Source organism: Frankia sp. CoBUL1 (assembly GCF_978021245.1).
On sequence record NZ_CDXDOS010000006.1, the window covers coordinates 25,308 to 45,686 of the forward strand.

At 70.8% G+C, this 20,379-nt stretch carries 18 protein-coding genes and 4 tRNA genes; 5 read left to right on the forward strand and 17 right to left on the reverse strand.

The window, feature by feature from the left end:
- The 12 genes from secD to pgsA all read right to left on the reverse strand — a co-directional run bounded on the left by secD (position 1) and on the right by pgsA (position 11,177).
- Positions 1 to 1,944: a protein translocase subunit SecD gene (gene secD, locus AC08OX_RS01605; RefSeq protein ID WP_476606160.1), complete on the reverse strand. Its 1,944-nt coding sequence runs from the start codon at positions 1,942 to 1,944 to the stop codon at positions 1 to 3.
- Positions 1,945 to 2,091: 147 nt separating this feature from the next.
- Positions 2,092 to 2,559: a preprotein translocase subunit YajC gene (gene yajC / locus AC08OX_RS01610; RefSeq protein WP_476606161.1), complete on the reverse strand. Its 468-nt coding sequence runs from the start codon at positions 2,557 to 2,559 to the stop codon at positions 2,092 to 2,094.
- Between the two features lie 181 nt (positions 2,560 to 2,740).
- A complete protein-coding gene (gene ruvB, locus AC08OX_RS01615) occupies positions 2,741 to 3,787 on the reverse strand; it encodes a Holliday junction branch migration DNA helicase RuvB (RefSeq protein ID WP_011435813.1) in 1,047 nt (348 codons plus the stop codon).
- Between the two features lie 144 nt (positions 3,788 to 3,931).
- Entirely contained in the window at positions 3,932 to 4,675 is a 744-nt protein-coding gene (gene ruvA / locus AC08OX_RS01620) for a Holliday junction branch migration protein RuvA (protein WP_476606162.1), read from the reverse strand.
- The gene (gene ruvC / locus AC08OX_RS01625) at positions 4,672 to 5,190 is read right to left on the reverse strand and encodes a crossover junction endodeoxyribonuclease RuvC (RefSeq protein WP_476606172.1); all 519 of its coding nucleotides are present in this window, start codon (positions 5,188 to 5,190) and stop codon (positions 4,672 to 4,674) included. The genes ruvA and ruvC overlap by 4 nt, the downstream gene beginning before the upstream one ends.
- 103 nt (positions 5,191 to 5,293) lie before the next feature.
- Positions 5,294 to 6,049, reverse strand: coding sequence for a YebC/PmpR family DNA-binding transcriptional regulator (locus AC08OX_RS01630; RefSeq protein ID WP_011435810.1), 756 nt, complete (start codon positions 6,047 to 6,049; stop codon positions 5,294 to 5,296).
- A 22-nt stretch (positions 6,050 to 6,071) separates the two neighbouring features.
- Positions 6,072 to 6,671 carry a pyridoxal 5'-phosphate synthase glutaminase subunit PdxT gene (pdxT, locus tag AC08OX_RS01635; RefSeq protein WP_476606163.1) on the reverse strand — a complete coding sequence of 200 codons (600 nt, stop codon included), beginning with the start codon at positions 6,669 to 6,671 and terminating at the stop codon, positions 6,072 to 6,074.
- On the reverse strand, positions 6,668 to 7,600 hold the full coding sequence (pdxS, locus tag AC08OX_RS01640; protein ID WP_476606164.1) for a pyridoxal 5'-phosphate synthase lyase subunit PdxS: 933 nt from the start codon (positions 7,598 to 7,600) through the stop codon (positions 6,668 to 6,670). Before pdxS ends, pdxT begins: the two co-directional genes overlap by 4 nt.
- 149 nt (positions 7,601 to 7,749) lie before the next feature.
- Positions 7,750 to 8,304 (reverse strand): LemA family protein, encoded by a 555-nt coding sequence (locus tag AC08OX_RS01645; RefSeq protein ID WP_476606165.1) that lies wholly within the window; start codon positions 8,302 to 8,304, stop codon positions 7,750 to 7,752.
- A 71-nt stretch (positions 8,305 to 8,375) separates the two neighbouring features.
- Positions 8,376 to 9,542 (reverse strand): glycosyltransferase family 4 protein, encoded by a 1,167-nt coding sequence (locus AC08OX_RS01650; RefSeq protein WP_476606166.1) that lies wholly within the window; start codon positions 9,540 to 9,542, stop codon positions 8,376 to 8,378.
- Positions 9,543 to 9,549: 7 nt separating this feature from the next.
- Positions 9,550 to 10,428 (reverse strand): phosphatidylinositol mannoside acyltransferase, encoded by an 879-nt coding sequence (locus AC08OX_RS01655; RefSeq protein ID WP_476606167.1) that lies wholly within the window; start codon positions 10,426 to 10,428, stop codon positions 9,550 to 9,552.
- A 35-nt stretch (positions 10,429 to 10,463) separates the two neighbouring features.
- Entirely contained in the window at positions 10,464 to 11,177 is a 714-nt protein-coding gene (gene pgsA, locus AC08OX_RS01660) for a phosphatidylinositol phosphate synthase (protein ID WP_476606168.1), read from the reverse strand.
- A gap of 181 nt (positions 11,178 to 11,358) precedes the next feature.
- On the opposite strand from pgsA, the gene AC08OX_RS01665 reads away from it, so the two are divergent.
- Complete coding sequence (locus AC08OX_RS01665; RefSeq protein ID WP_476606169.1) at positions 11,359 to 13,539, forward strand: elongation factor G-like protein EF-G2; 2,181 nt, start codon at positions 11,359 to 11,361, stop codon at positions 13,537 to 13,539.
- Between the two features lie 211 nt (positions 13,540 to 13,750).
- Here AC08OX_RS01665 and AC08OX_RS01670 read toward each other — a convergent pair whose 3' ends face one another.
- Together AC08OX_RS01670 and AC08OX_RS01675 are read right to left on the reverse strand one after the other, a co-directional pair.
- Positions 13,751 to 14,329, reverse strand: a complete 579-nt coding sequence (locus AC08OX_RS01670; RefSeq protein WP_011435802.1) for an HIT family protein — start codon at positions 14,327 to 14,329, stop codon at positions 13,751 to 13,753.
- Positions 14,330 to 15,677: 1,348 nt separating this feature from the next.
- Positions 15,678 to 15,749 (reverse strand) — tRNA-Val (locus AC08OX_RS01675).
- A gap of 443 nt (positions 15,750 to 16,192) precedes the next feature.
- On the opposite strand from AC08OX_RS01675, the gene AC08OX_RS01680 reads away from it, so the two are divergent.
- On the forward strand, positions 16,193 to 16,624 hold the full coding sequence (locus AC08OX_RS01680; protein WP_009739629.1) for an SsgA family sporulation/cell division regulator: 432 nt from the start codon (positions 16,193 to 16,195) through the stop codon (positions 16,622 to 16,624).
- A 152-nt stretch (positions 16,625 to 16,776) separates the two neighbouring features.
- Here AC08OX_RS01680 and AC08OX_RS01685 read toward each other — a convergent pair whose 3' ends face one another.
- On the reverse strand, positions 16,777 to 17,958 hold the full coding sequence (locus AC08OX_RS01685) for a chorismate-binding protein (RefSeq protein ID WP_476606170.1): 1,182 nt from the start codon (positions 17,956 to 17,958) through the stop codon (positions 16,777 to 16,779).
- A 220-nt stretch (positions 17,959 to 18,178) separates the two neighbouring features.
- Here AC08OX_RS01685 and AC08OX_RS01690 point away from each other — a divergent pair.
- The 3 genes from AC08OX_RS01690 to AC08OX_RS01700 all read left to right on the forward strand — a co-directional run bounded on the left by AC08OX_RS01690 (position 18,179) and on the right by AC08OX_RS01700 (position 18,451).
- Positions 18,179 to 18,251, forward strand: a tRNA-Gly gene (locus AC08OX_RS01690).
- A gap of 43 nt (positions 18,252 to 18,294) precedes the next feature.
- A tRNA-Cys gene (locus tag AC08OX_RS01695) sits at positions 18,295 to 18,366 on the forward strand.
- A 13-nt stretch (positions 18,367 to 18,379) separates the two neighbouring features.
- A tRNA-Val gene (locus tag AC08OX_RS01700) sits at positions 18,380 to 18,451 on the forward strand.
- A 145-nt stretch (positions 18,452 to 18,596) separates the two neighbouring features.
- Here AC08OX_RS01700 and AC08OX_RS01705 read toward each other — a convergent pair.
- The gene (locus tag AC08OX_RS01705) at positions 18,597 to 19,457 is read right to left on the reverse strand and encodes an N-acetylmuramoyl-L-alanine amidase (protein WP_476606171.1); all 861 of its coding nucleotides are present in this window, start codon (positions 19,455 to 19,457) and stop codon (positions 18,597 to 18,599) included.
- 99 nt (positions 19,458 to 19,556) lie between these two features.
- Positions 19,557 to 20,366: a DUF3097 domain-containing protein gene (locus AC08OX_RS01710; RefSeq protein WP_011435799.1), complete on the reverse strand. Its 810-nt coding sequence runs from the start codon at positions 20,364 to 20,366 to the stop codon at positions 19,557 to 19,559.
- Between the last annotated feature and the right edge of the window lie 13 nt (positions 20,367 to 20,379).

Here is a 20,379-nt window from a genome sequence, read left to right on the forward strand (position 1 = left end):
TCAGCTCTCCCGCCTCTGCCCGGCCGGCGCCGGCCGCTTGGCCAGTCGCGCCCGGGTGGAAGCGGCCTGCGCCACGCCACCGCCACGCCCGCCGAGGGTCTTCGGACTCAGGCCCGAGTACCGGCTGACCGAGAACAGTCTGCGCCGCACCAGCAACGTCACCAACGGCCGGGTGAAGATAAACATGATCACGACATCGCTCAACGTCGACAGCCCGAGCGTAAAGGCGAAGCCGCGCACCGAGCCGATCGACAGGATGTAGAGGACCGCGGCGGCCAGGAAGGAAACCGTGTCCGCGGAGAGCATCGTGCGCCGCGCGGCGGGCCAGGCACGATCCGTGGCCGCCCGGACCGTGCGACCGGCCCGAACCTCGTCTTTGATCCGTTCGAAGTAGACCACGAACGAGTCCGCCGTGACACCGATCGACACGATCAGGCCGGCGATGCCGGCCAGGGTCAGCGTGAACCCGATCGCCACGCCGAGCAGCACCACCGAGGCGTAGATCAGCAGACCGCTGACGGCGAGGGAGATGATCACGACCATGCCCAGCGCCCGGTAGTACAGGAAGGAGTAGGCGATGACGAGAACGAGTCCGATGGCGCCGGCGAGCAGTCCGCCGTGCAGCGAGTCACGACCGAGGGTCGGCGAGATGGACTCGGCCTGGGAGCGCTCGAAGGCCAGGGGAAGGGCACCGTAGCGCAGCACGTTGGCGAGGTCCTCGGCGTCGGACTGGCTGAAGCCGCCGGAGATCTGGGCCGATCCGGGGATACGCTCGTTGGTCTGCGGCGCGGACTGCACCACCCCGTCGAGCACGATCGCAACCTGCTTGCCGATCGTGCTCTCGGTCAGCTTGGTGAACTTGTTCTGGCCCGGACCAGTGAACTCGACGTTCACGACCCACTGCCCGGTGGTGATGCCCGTGGTCCCGCCGCCGCCCTGCAGGCCCGCGGAGGCGGTCTTCACATCCGTCCCGACCACCGTGGCCGGCTTGAGCAGGTACTTCGTCGTCCCGGTCCGGTCACAGGCGGCGGTCCAGTCCTGCGGGCGGTCGGTGCTGACCGAGGCTTTGCGGACGTCGGCCGCTGCGCACGTCAGCGACTCGTAGCGAGCGAACACGTCAGCAGGCGGGCTGTCCCCGGTCGACCCGGTCGACCCGGTCGCCGCCGGCGCGGGGGCCGGAGAAGCCGAGGCCACCGGAGAAGCCGAGGCCACCGGAGAAGCCGAGGCCACCGGAGAAGCCGAGGCCACCGGAGAAGCCGAGGCCACCGGAGAAGCCGAGGCCACCGGAGAAGCCGAGGCCACCGGAGAAGCCGAGGCCACCGGAGAAGCCGAGGCCGCGCCCACCGCGGGTGTGCCCGCGGCGGCCAGCGACACCGGCTGGGCGATCAGGCCGCGGCCCGTGCCGTCACCGAGTGCGGCCGGTTTGTTAGACGCGGCGGGTGCCGGGGATGACGGCGCGATGCTCGGCGTGCTCTGGCCGGCCGTCGGGGCCGGCTGGCCCGTCGCACCCGGCGTGGATGCGGAGGCCGCACCAGTGGGGGTGGGCACCGGGGTGGCCTGGCCGGACGTGGCGACCTCACGGAAACGCAGTTCAGCGGTCTGCCCGACCAGATCCACGACGTCGTTGCGGCCGCGGCCGGGCACCGAGATCTCGATCTGGTTGCCGGTACGATGAACCTCGGACTCGGCAACGCCCAAGCCGTCAACGCGCTGCCGGATGATGTCGACGGCCTGGTTGACGGCACCACTGTCGACGTTGTTTCCCTGCGTGGCACGAGGCGTGAGGATGACGCTCGTCCCGCCCTGCAGGTCGAGCCCGAGCCGGGGCTTCCAGTTTCCGGTAGCGGCCATGAGGCCGTAGAGGACGACGATCAGACCGCCGAGGATCCCCAGCCGGGTCCAGACGGAGATCCCCTTGGGTACCCGTGCCGAGCCGCGTGCCACCTGCGAGTCCCTTCCTCACGCGCCGGTGTGCCGGCGCTCGTTCGTCTCGCCGCTGCCCGGACCGGCGGTGCCTAAAGTATCCGAACGAATGTCACCGAGGGTGCGTTCCGCTCCCCGAACGGTAGTGCTCGGCCAGGTGACCGGCGATCACAGCTCCTTGCCGGGCGGGTGTGTCGTTTCACCGCCCGTGCCACCGTCCCCACCGGGGAGGCCACCGCCGGGATGCGACGCCTCGGCGCCACCGGGGCCGTCGGAACCGTCGTCGTGCGACCGCGGTTCCCCGGAGGACTCCCCGCCGTCCCCGGCTCCGTCGGGCGTACTGATCACCCGAGCGACCGCGCTGCGCGAGAAGCGGCAGACGACATCGGGCGCAACCTCCAGCAGGAGGTCGCCGTCCTCCATCTCGACGACCGTGGCGTAGAGACCAGCGGTGGTCATCACCAGGGTACCGGGAACGATCCGCGATATCTGCTGCTGTTGCGCCCTGGCGCGGCGCCGCTGCATCGAGAAGAAGTAGACGATCACCAGGATGAGGATCAGCGGGAACAGAAGCCCGCTGATCGAACTGCCCCCGTCCTTGCCGGCCGCCACCGAAGCTGCCACGAGTACGTGCACGTCCTGCCCTCCTGATGTGTTGCGGCGATCGTACGTATCGATCGGATGCCTGTGGTGGGCAGGGCGGTTGTGCCCGGCACTCAGGACCTCCTCCGGCCGGAATGGCCGATGCTACGGGGACGACTCACCCCGGACGGACTAATCACCTTCAGTGACTACTCCCCGACCGACCCTCTCACAGTCATTCTCCCTCGGTGAACAGCGAGACCTGGGTACGACCGAGCGGATCGGTGACGGGGTCCAGACCGAGGTGCTCGAAGGCGGCGGGGGTGGCCATCCGGCCCCGGGCGGTACGGATCAGCAGGCCGGCACGCAGCAGGAACGGCTCGGCCACGTCCTCCACCGTCTCCGGTTCCTCCCCGACCGACACGGCGAGCGTGGTGAGCCCGACCGGACCGCCGCCGAACCGGGTGACCAGCGCCTCCAGCACGGCCCGGTCGAGACGGTCCAGTCCGAGCCCGTCGACGTCGTAGATCCGCAGCGCCGCCTGGGCGATCTCGCGGGTGACCACTCCGTCGGCCCGCACCTCCGCGTAGTCGCGCACCCGGCGCAGCAACCGGTTGGCGATGCGGGGCGTACCACGCGACCGGCCAGCGACCTCGGCGGCTCCCTCGGCGGTGAGGGTGACCCCCAGCAGGCCGGCCGAGCGAGTCAGCACCCGGGCGAGCTCGTCGGCGTCGTAGAAGTCCAGATGGGCGGTGAACCCGAACCGATCCCGCAGCGGGCCGGTCAGCAGGCCCGACCGGGTGGTAGCCCCGACCAGCGTGAATGGCGACACGTCGAGGGGGATCGCGGTCGCGCCCGGGCCCTTGCCCAGGATGACGTCAACCCGGAAGTCCTCCATCGCGGCGTAGAGCAGTTCCTCGGCTGGCCGGGCGATCCGGTGAATCTCGTCGAGGAACAGGACCTCTCCCGGGGAGAGGGCAGTGAGGATCGCGACGAGATCCCCGGCGCGTTCGATCGCCGGCCCACTGGTCATCCGCAACGGAACCTCGAGCTCCTGCGCCATGATCATCGCGAGGCTGGTCTTGCCCAGACCGGGCGGGCCCGACAGCAGGACGTGGTCCGGCGGGCGACCACGCGCCCGCGCCCCCTCGAGCATGATTGTGAGCTGCTCGCGCACCTTACGCTGGCCGACGAACTCGGCCAGGGTGCGCGGACGCAGCCCGGCCTCGAAGGCGCGCTCCTCGGGACTCGCCGCGGCGGACACCAGGCCGTCGTCACTCATGTCCCACCTCCGCGTACCCCCGCTCCGGCTGACCGCCGCTCCGGCTGACCGCCGCCCCGGCTGACCACCGCCCCGGCTGACCACCGCCCCGGCTGACCACCGCCCGACGCGGTCGCGCGCCGCATGGCGGCGTCATAACGGCCCTCACCTGCGTAGCACGGCAAGACTTGCGCGCAGCAGGGTCGCGGCGTCGGGCGGAGCGCCGCCGGTTCCCGAGTCGGCCCCGGCCCGGGAACCCGGGGCGCCTTCCTTTCCCGGGACGTCTCCCTTGCCCGGGGCGGCCTGCTCGCCACCGGCTGCGGCGCCCTCGCCCGCGGGCGCGGCCAGGACCACGAGCGCCCGGGACACGGCGTCGTCGGCCTCACGACCCGAGTAGCCCAGGCCCACCAGCGCCTCCCGCACGGTCGCCGCGACCCCGACGGTATCGGCCGGCATCGGTTCCGGTCCCGGCGTCGGGCGCGGGCCGGGCAGCGGCGCACCGTCACCCGGCGGACCGAGCCGGTCCCGCAGGTCCAGGACGATGCGCTGCGCGCCCTTGCGCCCGATACCGGGGACCTTCGTCAGCACCGCGAGATCCTCCTCGGCGACGGCGCGGCGCACCGTGTCGGGATCGTGCACCCCGAGCACGGCCTGGGCGAGCTTGGGCCCGACTCCGGCCGCGCTCTGCAGGATCTCGAAGACGTCGCGCGCATCGGCGTCGGCGAAGCCGTAGAGGGTCAGCTCGGTCTCGCGCACGATCAGGGTGGTGGCGAGGGAGGCGGACTCCCCCACCCGTAGCCGCGACAGCGTCGACGGCGAGCAGTGGACGAGCAGGCCCACCCCGCCGACCTCGATGACGGCGGACAGCGGGGTCAGCGCGGTGACCGTGCCGGCCAACGACGCGATCATCGGGTGGGTCCGCCCGGCGCGGCGGAACGGAACCGGGCCAGCGCCGGCCCGCGCCACAGGTGGCAGAGCGCCAACGCGAGGGCGTCCGCCGCGTCGGCCGGGCGTGGCGCCTCGGTCAGCCCGAGCAATCTGGTGATCATAAAACTGACCTGCGCTTTGTCCGCCCGGCCGCTGCCGGTCACCGCGGCCTTCACCTCACTGGGCGTGTAGAGACCCACCGACAGGCCCCGCCGGGCGGCCAGCACGATGGCGACCGCCCCGGCCTGCGCGGTACCCATCACGGTACGCATGTTCGCCTGGCTGAAGACCTTCTCGACCGCGACCGCCTGCGGGCGGGTGCGATCGAGCCAGGCGTCGATGCCATCGGACACGGCGCACAACCGTTCGGCGACCTCGGCGGTGGCGGGGGTGCGCACCACCCCCACCTCGACCAGGCGGGCCCGGATGCCGAGGCCACCGTCGACGACCCCCAGGCCACACCGGGTCAGCCCCGGATCGACCCCCAGCACCCGCATCCACCCTCCCGACCGCACGTTCACAAGAACATTCGTTCGATTCTAGGGGCGGCGACACAACCGGACATCCACGACACGCCCAACGGATCGCCCGAGAGGACGATCAGCTGCCGACGAGCTCCATCACGTCATCGGAGATGTCGGCATTGAACCAGACGTTCTGGACGTCATCGAGATCCTCGACCGCCTCGATGAGCTTGAGGACCTTGGCGGCGGGTTCGGCCTCCAGCGACACGCTCACACTCGGCAGCCAGGAGATGTCCGCGGAGGTGACCGCCAGGCCAGCATCGGTGGCGGCCACCCGCACGGCGTGCAGATCGGTCGCCTCGGAGACCACCTCGAAGGCCTCCCCGACGTCGTTGACCTCCTCCGCGCCGGCGTCGAGCACTGCGAGCAGTACGTCGTCCTCGGTGAGGCCGGCGGTCTTCTCGATAAGCACGACACCCTTGCGGTTGAACAGGTACGACACCGACCCCGGGTCGGCCACCGTGCCGCCGTTACGGGTGATCGCCACCCGGACATCCGACGCCGCCCGGTTACGGTTGTCGGTCAGGCACTCCACGAGGATCGCCACCCCGCCCGGGCCGTACGCCTCATAGGTGATGTCCTCGTAGTTCACCCCACCGGCGAGCTCGCCGGAACCCCGCTTGACGGCCCGTTCGATGTTGTCGTTCGGCACGGACTGCGACTTCGCCTTGGCGATGGCGTCGGCGAGCGTCGGGTTGCCCGCGGGGTCTCCGCCGCCCGTCTTGGCCGCCACCTCGACCGTCTTGATCAGTTTGGCGAACAGCTTGCCCCGGCGGGCATCGATGACCGCCTTCTTGTGCTTGGTGGTCGCCCACTTGGAGTGGCCGCTCATGACCTGCCTCTCTTGCGCCCGATCATCGACCGGACCCGGACGATCGGACGCTGTCGACGAATAGCCGGTGCACCCGGGCATCACCGGTCAGCTCCGGATGGAACGCGGTGGCCAGCAGCGGTCCTTGGCGGACCGTCACCGGCGCCTCGGCGACACGGGCCAGGACCTCGACCGCGTCTCCTGCCTTTTCTACCCATGGTGCCCGGATGAAGACCGCGTGCACAGGTGGCCCCGTCACCCCGACGACCTCGAGGTGTGCCTCGAACGAGTCCACCTGCCGGCCGAAGGCGTTACGCCGGACGACGATGTCCAGCCCGCCGATCAGTGGTTGATCCGGCCGACCGCCCACGACGTCCCGCGCAAGCAGGATCATGCCAGCACATGAACCGAACACGGGCAACCTCGCGGCCACCGCCGCCCGCAACGGCTCCAACAGCTCGAACACGCGCAGCAACCGGCCGATCGTGGTGGATTCACCTCCGGGCAGGACGAGCCCGTCGACCTCGGCGAGCTCCACCGCGTGGCGCACCGCCACCGGCCGCGCGCCGGCCTCGGTGAGCGCCCGGGCGTGCTCGCGCACATCCCCCTGCAACGCGAGGATGCCGATCCGCGGGCCACTCACCAGCCGCGGTCGGCGTAGCGGGCTTCCGGGGGAAGCTCGGTGACGTTGATGCCCACCATCGCCTCGCCGAGGCCCCGGGAGACCTTCACCAGAACGTCGGGGTCCTTGAACATGGTGGTCGCCTCGACGATGGACCGAGCGCGGCGCGCCGGGTCCCCGGACTTGAAGATCCCGGACCCGACGAACACCCCGTCCGCGCCGAGCTGCATCATCAGCGCCGCGTCCGCCGGGGTGGCGATACCGCCGGCGGTGAACAGCACGACGGGCAGCCGACCGAGCCGGGCCACCTCGGCGACCAGCTCGATCGGGGCGCGCAGCTCCTTGGCCGCCGCGTAGAGCTCCTCGGCGGGCAGCCCCGACAGCCGGGCGATCTCCGCCCGGATGGTACGCATGTGCACCACGGCGTTGGACACCTCGCCGGTGCCCGCCTCACCCTTGGAACGGATCATCGCCGCGCCCTCGGCGATCCGGCGCAGCGCCTCCCCCAGGTTGGTGGCTCCGCAGACGAACGGCACCGTGAAGCGCCACTTGTCGATGTGGTGGTGCGGGTCGGCAGGCGTGAGAACCTCGGACTCGTCGACGTAGTCCACCCCGAGCGCCTGCAGCACCTGTGCCTCGACGAAATGCCCGATCCGGGCCTTGGCCATGACCGGGATGGAGACCGCCTCGATGATCTCCGAGATCATGTCGGGATCACTCATCCGCGCCACCCCACCCTGCGCCCGGATGTCGGCGGGAACCCGCTCCAGCGCCATCACCGCGACGGCGCCGGCGTCCTCGGCGATGCGGGCCTGCTCGGCGGTGACCACATCCATGATCACACCGCCCTTGAGCATCTCCGCCATGCCGCGCTTGACGCGGGCGGTACCGGCATGCCGGGCGGAGTCGGTCGCCGGGCCGGCGGCGGGGGCAGTCTGGCCCTCGGACATGATGTGCCGTCTCTTTTCACTGGGTCGGGTCGCCAGGGCCGCGGGGTACCGGCATGTCTGGCACCTGCATGTCGGCTACCCCACCGGATGGTTCCCGTACGGGTGGGTCGGTTTTCCATGGTACGGCGATCTCGCGACCGGCCGGGCCGTCAGGAGGCCAGCCCCGGCAGGTCGTCGTGAGGGACGCCCTCGCCACGGATCGGCAGGGCGTCGTCGATCTCGAAGTAGCCGGCCGGCGGCCGGCGGCCGGCCAGGTGCGCCATCCGCACCACGCGTCGGCCGGCAAGTGCCCGCAGGTCGCGGACCGCGTCGTTGTGGAACTGCCGGGCGAGCGCGACCCGGGCCGCGCAGGAGTCGACCGCATGCAGCTCGGCGGGGTGGTGCTGGCCGGCCGCGGCGACCTCGGCGGACCGTAACGCCCGGCTCAGGGCATTCTCGCTCTGCTCGACCGCGGCGTCCAACGCCCCCCCGGCGAGCAGGTCCGGATAGGCCGTTCGGGCCCGGGCCACGCTCTCGCCCAGCTCGGCCAGCTCACACCGCAGGGCCAGCTCGCGCGCGGCGTCGGCGCGGGCGACCAGGTGCGCCACCAGCCCACCGCGGGCGTCCGCGACCCGGGCCGCGAGTCGGTCGAGCCGAGTGGCCAGCCAGGTCAGATAGGTCGCGATCGCCACCACCAGGGCGACCACCACCACGACGACGGTCATCCCGCGCAGCGTAACCAACGGCCGAATATGACGTGGCTCTGGTACCGGGGCAGGTCAGTTACCGGGGCAGGTCAGTCCCCACTCCTCGCGTCGCCCCGGACCGGCAACCGCGTCGCCGTCGCGACCGACACCCGCATGTCCCCGGAGACCATCTGGTACACCCCGACGATCCGCTCGGCGATGGCCCGCCAGTCGTAGGCGGCGACGACGGCGCGACCGCGTTCCACCAGCCGCGCGGCGCCGGCGGGATCACGCAGCACCTGGGCCAGGGTCGCGGCCAGCCGCGCGGGATCGCCGACATCGAACAGCCTGCCGGCGCGCCCGTCATCGAGGACCCGGCGGAAGGCGTCGATGTCGCTGGCCACCACCGGGGTCCCGGTCGCCATCGCCTCGAGCAGCACGATCCCGAAGCTCTCCTGACCGGTGTTCGGGGCGCAGTAGACCTGCCCGGAGGCGAAGACCCGGGGCTTGTCAGCGTCGGAGACCATGCCGACGAGGTCGACCCGCGAGCGCAGGGTGGGCTCCAGCCGGGCCCGCACCGCCGCCCCGTCACCGGGCCCCGCCACCAGCAGCCGGACACCGTCGATCTCGGCGGCGAGCGCCGGCAGGGCTGCGAGCAGCACGTCAAGGCCCTTGCGCGGCTCGTCGATGCGCCCGAGGAACACGACGGTGGGCCGCCCGTTGTCGTAGTCGGGCAGGGGCCGGGCGCCGGCGAAGTTCTGCACCGCCACCCCGTTCGGGATCAGGATGGCGTCGGCGCCCAGATGCTCGACGAGGGTGCGCCGGGCCGCCTCGGAGACCGCGATCCGAGCCCGCAGCTTCTCGAACGACGGCTGCAGCGCGCCCTGGGCCGCGGTGAGGAACCGCGACCGGGGGTTGGCGGTGTGGAAGGTGGCGACGATCGGTCCGTCGGCCAGCATGCAGGCCAGGAGGCTGACGCTGGGCGCGGTCGGTTCGTGGGCGTGCAGGACATCGAAGTCGTGCTCACGCAGCCAACGGCGGACCCGGGCGGCCGAGACCGGGCCCATCAGGAGCCGGGCGACGGAGCCGTTGTAGGGCAGCGGTAACGCCCGACCCGCGTCCACCGCGTAGGGCGGCAGGGTCCGTTCGTCGTCCACCGGGGTGATGACGGACACCTCGTGACCGGCGGCGATCAGGGTCTCGGCGAGGTCACGCACGTGCGCCTGGACCCCACCCGGTACGTCCCAGGCGTAGGGGCAGGCCAGACCGATCTTCACGGCGGCGTCATCCGTCGTCGCGCCAGATCCGCTGGAGCATGTGCCAGTCCGCGGGGTGCGCGGCAACGCCGGCAGCGAAGGCGTCTGCGAGTCCCTGCGTCATCGTCGGGATGTCGCTCGGCTCGACGGCGGGATGGATCCGCCCGCTCCACCCGTCATGGTCGAACCAGAGCGTGGCGGGCAGCAGCGCCGCTCCGGTGCGCAACGCGAGCGCCGCGGGCCCGCCGGGCATGGTGACCGTGGCGCCGAAGAACCTCACCGGGATCCCGCCGCGGGAGAGATCCCGGTCCGCGAGCAGGCAGAGCATCCCCCCGGCCAGCAGGCGGTCGGTAAGCAGGTCGAACGGAGGAGCCTGCCCGCCGGTCAGCGGGACGACCTCCATGCCGAGTTCCGAGCGGAAGGCCAAGAACCGCTCGAAGAGCGCCTCCGGCCGCAGGCGTTCGGCGACGGTCGTGAACGGCACGCCATTCGCCACCAGCCAGGCGCCCGCCTGCTCCCAGTTGCCCATGTGCGGCAGCGCCACGATGGTCCCTTTCCCGCGGGCGTGCGCATCCCACAACCGATACTGGTCCAGCAGCCGCAGCCGGCCGACGACACGGTCCAGACCGATCTCCCGGAAGCGGAACACCTCCAGCCAGTACCGCGCGTAGGAGCGCATCGCCGCCCGGGTCAACCGGTCCAGATCGGTTCCCGGCGGCGCCACCCGGGCGAGATTCGACCGCAGCCGGCGCACCCCCCGCCCGTCGCGGCGGTAGGCCAGGTCGGCGCCGAACCGGAACGCCGCGGCGGCCACGGGCTGCGGGAGCAGCCGGACGCCGCGCCAGCCCAGCGCGTAGGCGAGGTCGGTGAACCGCCCGGCTGCCGCCGCCCGCCCGCCCGTCGTCAACGCTCGGCTCTTCGTCGGGTCGTCTCGATGACCGCTCAGCGGCCGTTGCGGCCGGGGCCGAAGGTGGTCGCGGTCCGGGACGCAGCCGCGGTCCGGGACGCGGTGGTCGGGGCCGCCCTTGACGTCAACGGGGAGGGAGGGTCCCCCGCGCGGTACCACTGCCGGTAGACGTGGACGACCCGTTGGACGACCGTCAGCGTGGTGGCACCGACGAGGAACCACAGCGCCGCGGGCAGGAGGTAAGGCACCCCGAGGCCGTACAGCCCGGCGGCGACCAGCAGGATCAGCAACCGCTCGCCCCGTTCGGCGAACCCCACGTCACAGGTGAAGCCGAGTCCCTCGGCGCGGGCCTTGACGTACGAGGTGATCGACCCGGCGACCAGGCAGATCAGGGCCGCACCCGCCAACGGCAGGGAATCGCCGTCGCCAGCGTACCAGAGGACGAGCGATCCGAAGATCGCGCCGTCGCCGACCCGGTCGGACGTGGAGTCGAGAAAGGCCCCCCACTTGGAGGAGATACCGCGGGCGCGGGCGATGACCCCGTCGAGCAGGTCCGAGAAGACGAACAGCGTGATCACCACGGTGCCGAGGAAGAACACCCCGCGGGTGAAGAACCCCAGAGCCCCGCCCGCGACCCCGACCATGCCGATGATCGTCACGACATCCGGCGACACCGACGACCGGGCGGCCCACTGGCTCACCGGGTCGAGCAACTTCTGGATCTGCGGTCGTGCCTTGCTAGCGAGCATGTCCGTCCCGTCGTCCCGCGTGGTCGTCCCGCGTGCGCCCGACTTCGGGCGGTCTTCACAGTACAGCCGCCACGATCCGCGCATTCCCGACCACGGCCGCCCTCGGGCTTGTGTCCCAGGTAACAGGGGAGGACTCTGCCGTTACCGAACAGGCCGTTACCTCCCAGTCAAGGAGGCGAGGATGTCATCAGCCTCGTGCGATGTGCGCAACGTCGTCCTGGTAGGCCACACCGGCGCGGGCAAGACGGCTCTGGTGGACCGTCTGCTCGCCACCGACGGGCCGCCGGACCGCCAGAACGGCGACCGTCAGACTACCCAGACCAGCTACGTCGGCCATGCCGATCCCGAGCGTCGCCCGGCACGGTCGGTCAGCCTCACCCTGTGTTCGGTCAGTCATCGCGGTCTCACGATCAATCTTCTGGACACCCCGGGCTATCCCGACTTCGTGGGCGAGCTGCGGGCGGGCCTGCGGGCCGCCGACGCCGCTCTGTTCGTCGTCAGCGCGATCGACGGGGTGGATGGCGCGACCGGCATGGTGTGGGCGGAGTGCGCCGGGGTCGGCATGCCCCGCGCGATCGTGCTCACCCATCTCGACCATCCCCGGGCCGATTTCGCGGCGGCCGTCGAGGGCTGCCAACGGGCCTTCGGGGCCGGCGTGCTGCCGGCCTACCTGCCCGAGCGGGAGGCCGGCGCCTCGATGCGGCTGGTGGATCTGCTGTCCGGGCGGGTGCGGGAGTACCCGGACGGCGGCTGCCGGGAACTCGCGACCCCGGCCGACCTCACCGGCCGGTACGCCTCCGCCCACGCCGCCCTGGTCGAGGGGATCATCGCTGAGAGCGAGGACGAGGCCCTCCTCGACCGGTACCTGTCCGGTGATGAGCCCGACACCAAGCTCCTGCTCGGCGATCTGGAGACCGCGGTCGCCCGCGGGACGTTCTTCCCGGTGTTGCCGGCCGGTCTGCTTCCGGGTTCGACCTCGGGTCCGGGCGCCGGTGCAGGGAGCGATCGGGGCGGCGGGCGGGCCGGCGGTTTCGGCTCCGTCGAACTGCTGGACCTGTTCGTGCAGGGGTTCCCCTCGCCGCGGGAGCATCTCCTGCCGCCGGTGAGCCGCCCTGACGGCTCCCCCTGCGAGCAGAGCCACGGCAATCCGGCCGGGCCGCTCGTGGCCGAGGTCGTGAAGACGACCACGGACCCTTACGTGGGCCGGATGTCGGTGGTTCGGGTGTTCTCCGGCACGCTGCATCCCGACGATGCGGTGCACGTCAGCGGGCACGTCAGCGGGCACGGCAGAGCCACGGCCAGGCACGCCGACCACGACGACGACGAGCAGGTCGGGGCGCTCTCCCGGCCGTACGGCTCGGTTCTGCACACGGTGGGCGAGTGCCCGGCCGGCGGCATCTGCGTGGTGACGAAGCTCAGCACCGCCGAGACCGGCGACACCCTCTCCGATCGCGACGACCCGCGCTACCTGCCCGCATGGTCGATGCCCGAACCGCAGCTCCCCGTCGCGATCAGTGCCCGAAGCCGCGCGGACGAGGACAGGCTGTCGACCGCACTCGGCCGGCTGGCCGTGGAGGACCCGACGCTACGGATCGAGCAGAACCCCGAGACCGCCCAACTCGTCCTGTGGTGCATGGGCGAGGCCCACAGCGACACGGTCCTGGAACGGCTCGCCCAGCGCTACGGCGCCGCGGTGGACCGGATCGCGCCCCGGATCCCGCTGCGGGAGACACTGCGTGCCCCGGCACGCGGACTCGGCCGTCAGGTCAAGCAGTCCGGTGGGCACGGTCAGTTCGCGGTATGCCAGATCGAGGTCGAACCACTCCCGGCGGGTGGGGGCTTCGAGTTCGTCGATGAGGTGGTCGGCGGCGCGGTTCCCCGGGCCTTCATCCCGTCGGTGGAGAAGGGCGTCCGGGCGCAGATGGCGCAGGGCGTCCGCACCGGCCATCCCATGGTTGATCTACGGGTCCGCCTCGTTGACGGCAAGGCGCACAGCGTCGACTCCTCGGACATGGCCTTTCAGATCGCCGGCGCACTGGCGCTCAAGGACGCGGCCCGGGCCGCCGGCGTCGTCGTGCTCGAGCCGATCCTGGCCGTTGACGTCCTGGTACCCGACGAGTACGTCGGGGCCGTGATGGGCGACCTGTCCACTCGCCGAGGACGGGTCGTCGGGATGGAACCCGTCCCTGGCAGGCCCGGGGCCACCCCCCGGGCGGTCATTCACGCAGAGGTCCCTGCGAGCGAAATGATCCGATATGCGATTGAACTACGGTCCTTGAGCCACGGCACGGGTAGCTTCACGCGGAACCATCGCGGCTACGAGCCGATGCCACCACAGCTTGGGGATGCCCTGTCGGCGTGAAGCGAAAAAACAGCATAAAGCAGGAATCATACATAAAGTAGTAAAGGCGAACAATCGGCAACCTTCGGCCCAGTTCAGGAAGGATCGCCGACGGGAGACATCCGCGACCGCACACCCGCCGCACCGGGCAGGACGCCGGGCGGGACCCGGTGCGGCGGGCAGCCCCGACGGTGGTGCCCCGACCCGGCTGCGGCCTCCACCGGGCCCGGTGCTACCCGCCCTGCTCGTCGGACGCGGTCTGCGCCCAGGCCTGGGCGAGCATCTGCCTGGTCTGCCCGAGCAGGGCGGGCAGCACCCTGGTCGCGCCCACCACGGGCATGAAGTTCGTGTCACCGCCCCACCGCGGCACCACGTGCTGATGCACGTGCGAGGCGATCCCGGCGCCGGCGACATCCCCCAGGTTCATGCCGGTGTTGAACCCGTGGGCCCCGCTGGCGGCCCGCAGCGCACGGAGCGCGTGCTGAACGAAGAATGCCATCTCGACGATCTCTTCGGGGTCCATGTCGGCGTAGTCCGCGACGTGGCGATAGGGCACGACGAGAAGGTGCCCGGCATTGTAGGGGTACAGGTTGAGGACCGCGTAGACGCTTTTACCCCGGGCAACCACGAGGCCGTCCTCGTCGGACATCCCGACAATGGAGCAGAATGGGCATTCATCGTCACGGGAGCGGCCCTCACCCCTGATATAAGCCATGCGATGCGGGGTGTAGAGCCGCTGGAAAGCATCCGGACCGCCGACCCCCGCCTGCTCCTCCAGGGGAACCCCCTCGGGTGAGAGCTCGGCCGTCACGGGGCGACCGCCACGGCACCGCCCCGGCCGAGCCGAGTGAACATGCAGGCAGCGCCCATCGAGCGGGCCATGGATACCGGAACCTGCTCGGCCATCAGCAAGGGCGCTGCCTCCCCGGGACGAGCTCCCCAGGGGGGAGCAATATCATCTCGTCAATTTATCAGGATCTGAGCGACGAGAGACGCCCCCGGTAGGCGAGGAGGCTCGCGTGCGGGTGCGGTCCGGCGCATGAAGAGGGAGACTGACGGCGTGGGGGGGTCGCCGCCGGTCTCCCTCGAGTGACGTAATCGGTTTCGAACCACGGCGCCCTGGATCTGACGCGCGGATGATGCGCACGAGGGGTCCGCGACCGAGAGGAGCCCTCCCGGCGCAACCCCGCGAGAAGCCATCGCGACAACCTTGCGACAGCCCGAGCCCGTTACGCCCTGCCCGGCCAGCTTAGCGGACGTTAAGCCAATCTGTACAGCGTCAGCGGCACCTTCATGGGGGAAAACGCTAATCGGACCCGGCGTGGACCCAGCTCGCAAACCAGTGACCTGACCTGCGGAAAGGGGCGGGACGCACAACGATGCCGATCAACCATGGGCCAACCGGTATATCAACGACCACCGGAATCGTTCCACGGCGACGCACGGCGTCGACCATCCCCAGCGCGCGGAACTCCACGGGCACCACGAATCAACAGCATGCGCCCGAAAGATGGGCAGTCCCGCCCCCAAGGGCCGCGATGCATCGCGGCGGCGGCTCGCGCGATGCACCCGGGGGCACCGCGACGCGGGCTTGGACGTCACTTTCCGTGAAGAACGAGGCTCGGAGCCGACCCCGGGTCGAGGTATCGACGCGCTCGTCGCCCACACTGTCGCCCGGGCTGGAGCATCGGCCGGGACCCCCTCCGGGATCCGCCTCCATCGGCGATGTCCCCACCAAAGTGGGGGTAGATGTCGATTCGTCGCCAGCCCACGACGTCGCGGCCCAGACACCCAGAAACCGGCCAATCGGGGATATTTCGCACCACTCCCTGAGGCAGGCGCCCCACCGGCAGCGGACAGCTCCGACCACCCTTCGAGCCACAGCACGCCGCGAGGGCCGGGGGCACACCCGGGCAGACCTCGGACGGGACCGAGACGGCCTGCTACCGGGGGAAACGTGCCGAGTCCCGCCGGCGGGAGAGGACACCGCCGAGCTGCACCACCCGTTTGGGGTAGCCCCTCCCAGGCACCGACAAAACCGCCCGGACCAGGAAAAACGCCGCATCGCGAGGGGCGCGAAGATCATCCACTGGACAGATATCTCATGGGAGCACAACAAGCTCCCGACCCGGGAGCGGAGCATGGCAAGCCCAATCGCGTGGGCGTACGTGGTTTCGAACCACGGACCTCTGCCGTGTGAAGGCAGCGCTCTACCACTGAGCTATACGCCCTTGCTGGTGGGACCACCCTACACGCCGGGGATACGGGCCGACGAAGGGGTCGGCAGCGGGGGGTCGACGGACGGATGGGGCAATGTCCACCGTCCTGTCCGGTGGCCGGACTGGACCAGGTTCGCCGCGACTGGCCGTGGTTGGGAAGGGTCCCGATGGGGAAGACTCAGGGGGGAACGGCCTTGGCGGGATGACCTGGCGCCCGGGGACGCTCGGACGCTACGGACAGTAATCATCTATAGGATTTAAGTAGAAGATCCGTCCGATAGTCGACCGAACCATGATCACTCGAAGCAGGTTCACCCTTCCGGGCCAGGCAACTCGCCCGAACTACCGTAACGGATGTTGTCTTGGCATAATCTTGTTTCCAACGGGACTCGGAGAGGGAACTATCCCGTTACACGGGTGCTCGCCCGCACCATCGCACCATGAGAGGCCACCCGATGACTATTCGTCACGATTCAATCACCGCAGAACTCGCCCTCCGCCTTGTCGTTCCCGGCGGGGCGCCCGTGCCGGTCGCCGCCACCGTCCGGTACGAGCCGGCCGATCCGTACGCGATCAGCATCGGCTTCCGCACCGGTGCGGACGAGGTCGTGGAGTGGACATTCGCACGCCAGCTCCTCAGCGACGGTGTGCGCCGACCTGCCGGGGATGGCGACGTGCAGGTGTGGCCTGCCGCCCAGTCCGGGGGACGGATCGTCTGCCTGTCCCTGTCCAGCCCGTCCGGGCATGCACTGTTCGAGATGCCGCGGTCCGAGGTGCTGGCCTTCCTACGGCGGACGTATTCAGCCGTCCCCCTCGGCGGGGAGAGCGACATCATCGATCTTGACGCCGAACTCGCCCTCCTCATCTGGGGCGGCCCCGAGCGGTGATCTCACCGGGGTCGGGACCGCTGCCCGATCCCGGTAAGCCGGTGCGGGCATTTTGCGACCAGGGGAGGCCCTTCCCCACCTGCATCCGAGGTAGCTTCCACCCGGTCACACACAGACCAGTCACACACAGAGCACCCGCCCGCCTGGCCGGCCTAGCGCCGCCAGGCGGGTTCTTTTGTCCTCGGCCCACCGCCGGTGCCCGGCTTATCGTCCGATCGGCTCGCCAGCCCCACCAGCCGGTCGGCCTTCAGCTCGGTCTCACGCCACTCCGAGTCCGGATCACTCCCCCACGTGATACCAGCGCCGGTACCGAACCAGATCCGGTCGTCCTCGATCCAGAACGTACGAATACCAACAGACAGCCAACCCACGTTCCGGTCGGCATCCACCCAGCCGATCCCCCCGCAGTAGTAGCCCCGAGAGGCCGGTTCCAGTTCTCGGATGATCCGCAGCGCACTCGACTTCGGCGCACCGGAGACGGAACCAGGCGGGCAGGTCGCCGCCAGGAGGTCCCGCCAGCCCACTCCCGGCCGCAGCCGGGCCCGGACGGTCGAGACGAGGTGCACGAGACCGGGGTGTTTCTCCACAGCGCAGAGTGAAGGCACCGTCACGCCTCCCGGGCGGGCAACCCGCCCGAGATCGTTGCGAACAAGATCGACAATCATGATGTTCTCGGCGACGTCCTTCTCCCGCAGATCCGCCGCCGTCCGACCGGTTCCCTTGATGGGCCTGGAGCTCACGACGTCGCCCTGGCGGGAGAGGAACAGCTCCGGGGAGGCGCCGACGATGCGCACCCCGGCCTCCGGCACGTCCAGGACGACCGCGTACGGCGCGGGATTGCCGGCGGCGACGACGGCCGCCAGGGCACCAAGATCGACACCGGCAGCACCGACACCGGGACCCCCCGCGCCTTCCGCCGCGGGCGCCGACAGGGGCGCCGACAGCAATCGGCAGAGATTGACCTGGTAGACCTCCCCCGCCGCGATACGCTCACGGATCGCCGCAACCCCGTCAAGGTAGGCTGCCCGGTTCATGGTCGTCGCCCATGCGGCTCGCGACGGTCCGAGCCAGGGGCCACGCCGCAGCGCCGCGACACCACCGGGAGGTGCCGGCCGCACGTCGGCGAACCGGATGCAACGGACGGCCCCCTTGAAGTCGACGACGACCGCCCAGAAGCCATCTCGATCCAGCACCGCGGCGTCATCGCTGATCTCCACGACCTCGGTCGCGAACCGGCCGCCGGCGAGCAGGAACGAGGAGGCATCCCACGGGGGTGACGGTGCCACACGCCCGAGAGGGCTCGTCTCCCGAGCCGCCACGTTCGTCTCGCTCATTCCGATCACGCTACCGCCGCCCGAGGTGACCCGCCGCCCAGGGCATGGACCAGCCCCTCGACGGCCGCCGGCCGCATGGACGTGCCGTGGGCGAAAGCCGGTGTTCATCCGGAGAAACTTGACCCAACGCAACATCTCAGCGACGCCCGCCGGACGGTTCGACGTCTGGCCCGATCGTCCGCTAGAGTGCTACCTGCACCGCCGAGAAGCGCGGAGCAGCGCGGACGTGGCTCAGTTGGTAGAGCATCACCTTGCCAAGGTGAGGGTCGCGGGTTCGAATCCCGTCGTCCGCTCGGGAACAGAGAGGCTTGAGGTCCGTCCCCAGCGGCCTCCCACGGCGGAGTGGCCGAGTGGTTTAGGCAAGGGCCTGCAAAGCCCTGTACGCGGGTTCGATTCCCGCCTCCGCCTCTGATCCTTTCGCGGGCGATTAGCTCAGTGGGAGAGCGCTACCTTGACACGGTAGAGGTCACTGGTTCAATCCCAGTATCGCCCACCGCGAGACACATTCTGACCGTCCTATGAGGGCCGCCCGTCACGGGTGGCCCTCTGCGTGTGCGACGGCCGGTGGGCGGTGGGCCGCCCGGAAATCCGGCGATGGGCCCGGCCGCCCGCCGCGCCCATCGCCGGACGAAGCCGGGTCAGCCCGGGCCGGGCGAGGACGCCTCGTCCCCCAGCAGGAACGACGTGATCCCGTCCACAAGGCCCGCCGCCGCCCGGGCCCGCCAGGCCGGGTTGGCGAGCTCGGCCGCATCGGTGCGGTTGCGCATGTTGCCGCACTCCAGGAAGACCTTCGGCACCCGCGAGAGGTTGAGCCCACCGAGATCGGAGCGGATTGTCATACCATCCTCGCCCAGGTAGTCCGCCAGTGGCTGCCCGGTGGCCCGGCCGAAGGCGGATCGTACCATCGCCGCGAGACGTGCCGACGGGGCTAGGATCGGTGCGTTGGCCCGGTCCGGGCTGAGCGCGGGCGCGATGACATGAAAGCCGCGCCCGTCCGCCGGTCCCCCGTCGGCATGTATCGACACCACCGCGTCAGCCGAGGTCCGGTTGCCGATGCGGGCCCGCTCGTCGATGCACGGGCCCACCCCGGAGTCGTTGTCGCGCGTCAGGATCACGCTCGCGCCCCGGGAGCGCAGAATGGCCGCCGCCCGCCCAGCGACGTCGAAGGTGAAGGCGTGCTCCGGGTAACCACTGTCGGTCTCGGCGCCGACGGTGTCGCATTCCTTGTCGAAACCGCCGGCCGGAACCCGCCGGTTGATCGACCCCGCGGCGGCGCCGTTTCCTCCGTTGTGCCCGGGATCGAGGACGACCTTCCGGCCGGACAGGGCGGTTGGTGAGGTCCCGTCCACGCCGGGCCGGAGGCCGGGTGCGCCCGCCCCGGCGGACCCGCCCACCACGAGATGCAGAGCCACCCCGGCGACCAGGGCCACGGCGACCAGGGCCACGACGGCCGCACCGACGATCCGAAGCAGGATCGATGGTCTGATCCGTGCCGGCATTCGGTGTCTCCCGCCTACGGAGGGGGCCCGTCCCCGCCGGAAGTGACCGTACGCGGTCGGCTGCGCGGCGCGCGTACGGGGGCCGCCCGGGCCCGGCCGTCAGCCGGTGACGAAGTCGATCAGTCGTTCCACCGCGCCGAGCAGGCCCACCTCAAGGTCGGTGTAGCTGTCCACCGAGGCCAGGATCCGGCGCCACATCTGCGCCGGGTCCTCCACACCGAGGGCCTGACAGACCCCTTCCTTCCAGGGCTGGCCGCGGGGAATCTCGGGCCAGCGGGGAATGCCGACCGACGCCGGCTTCACCGCCTGCCAGATGTCGATGTAGGGATGACCGGTCACCAGGACGTGGTCACCGGCGACGGAGGCGGCGATCCGGCTCTCCTTCGACCCCGGGACGAGATGGTCCACCAACACGCCGAGCCGGCGGCCGGGCCCCGGGCGGAACCCCGCGACCACCGACGGCAGGTCGTCGACCCCGTCCAAGCTCTCCACCACCACCCCCTCGATGCGCAGGTCGTCACCCCAGACCCGCTCGACCAAGGCGGCGTCGTGCAGACCCTCCACGTAGATACGGCTCGCCCGCGCGACCCTGGCCCGGTGGCGGGGCACCGCCACGGACCCGGACGCGGTGCGCGCCGCGGGGGCCGGGGTCCCGCGGCGGGGACGCACGAGGGTCACCCGCGCGCCCTCGATCAGGAAGGCGCCGGGTTCCAGGGGGAAGACCCTCCGGATGCCGTGGCGGTCCTCCAGCGTCACCCCACCGTTCTCGCTGCCTACCACGGCCCCGCAGAAACCGGTGGCCACGTCCTCGACAACGAGGTCACGCTCGAGCTCGACCTCCGGCGGGCGCACCGGGCGCGGACGGGCGGCGGGAGCCAGGACGTCCGGCCCGTAGTCTCGACTACGCATCCTGCGAACCTAA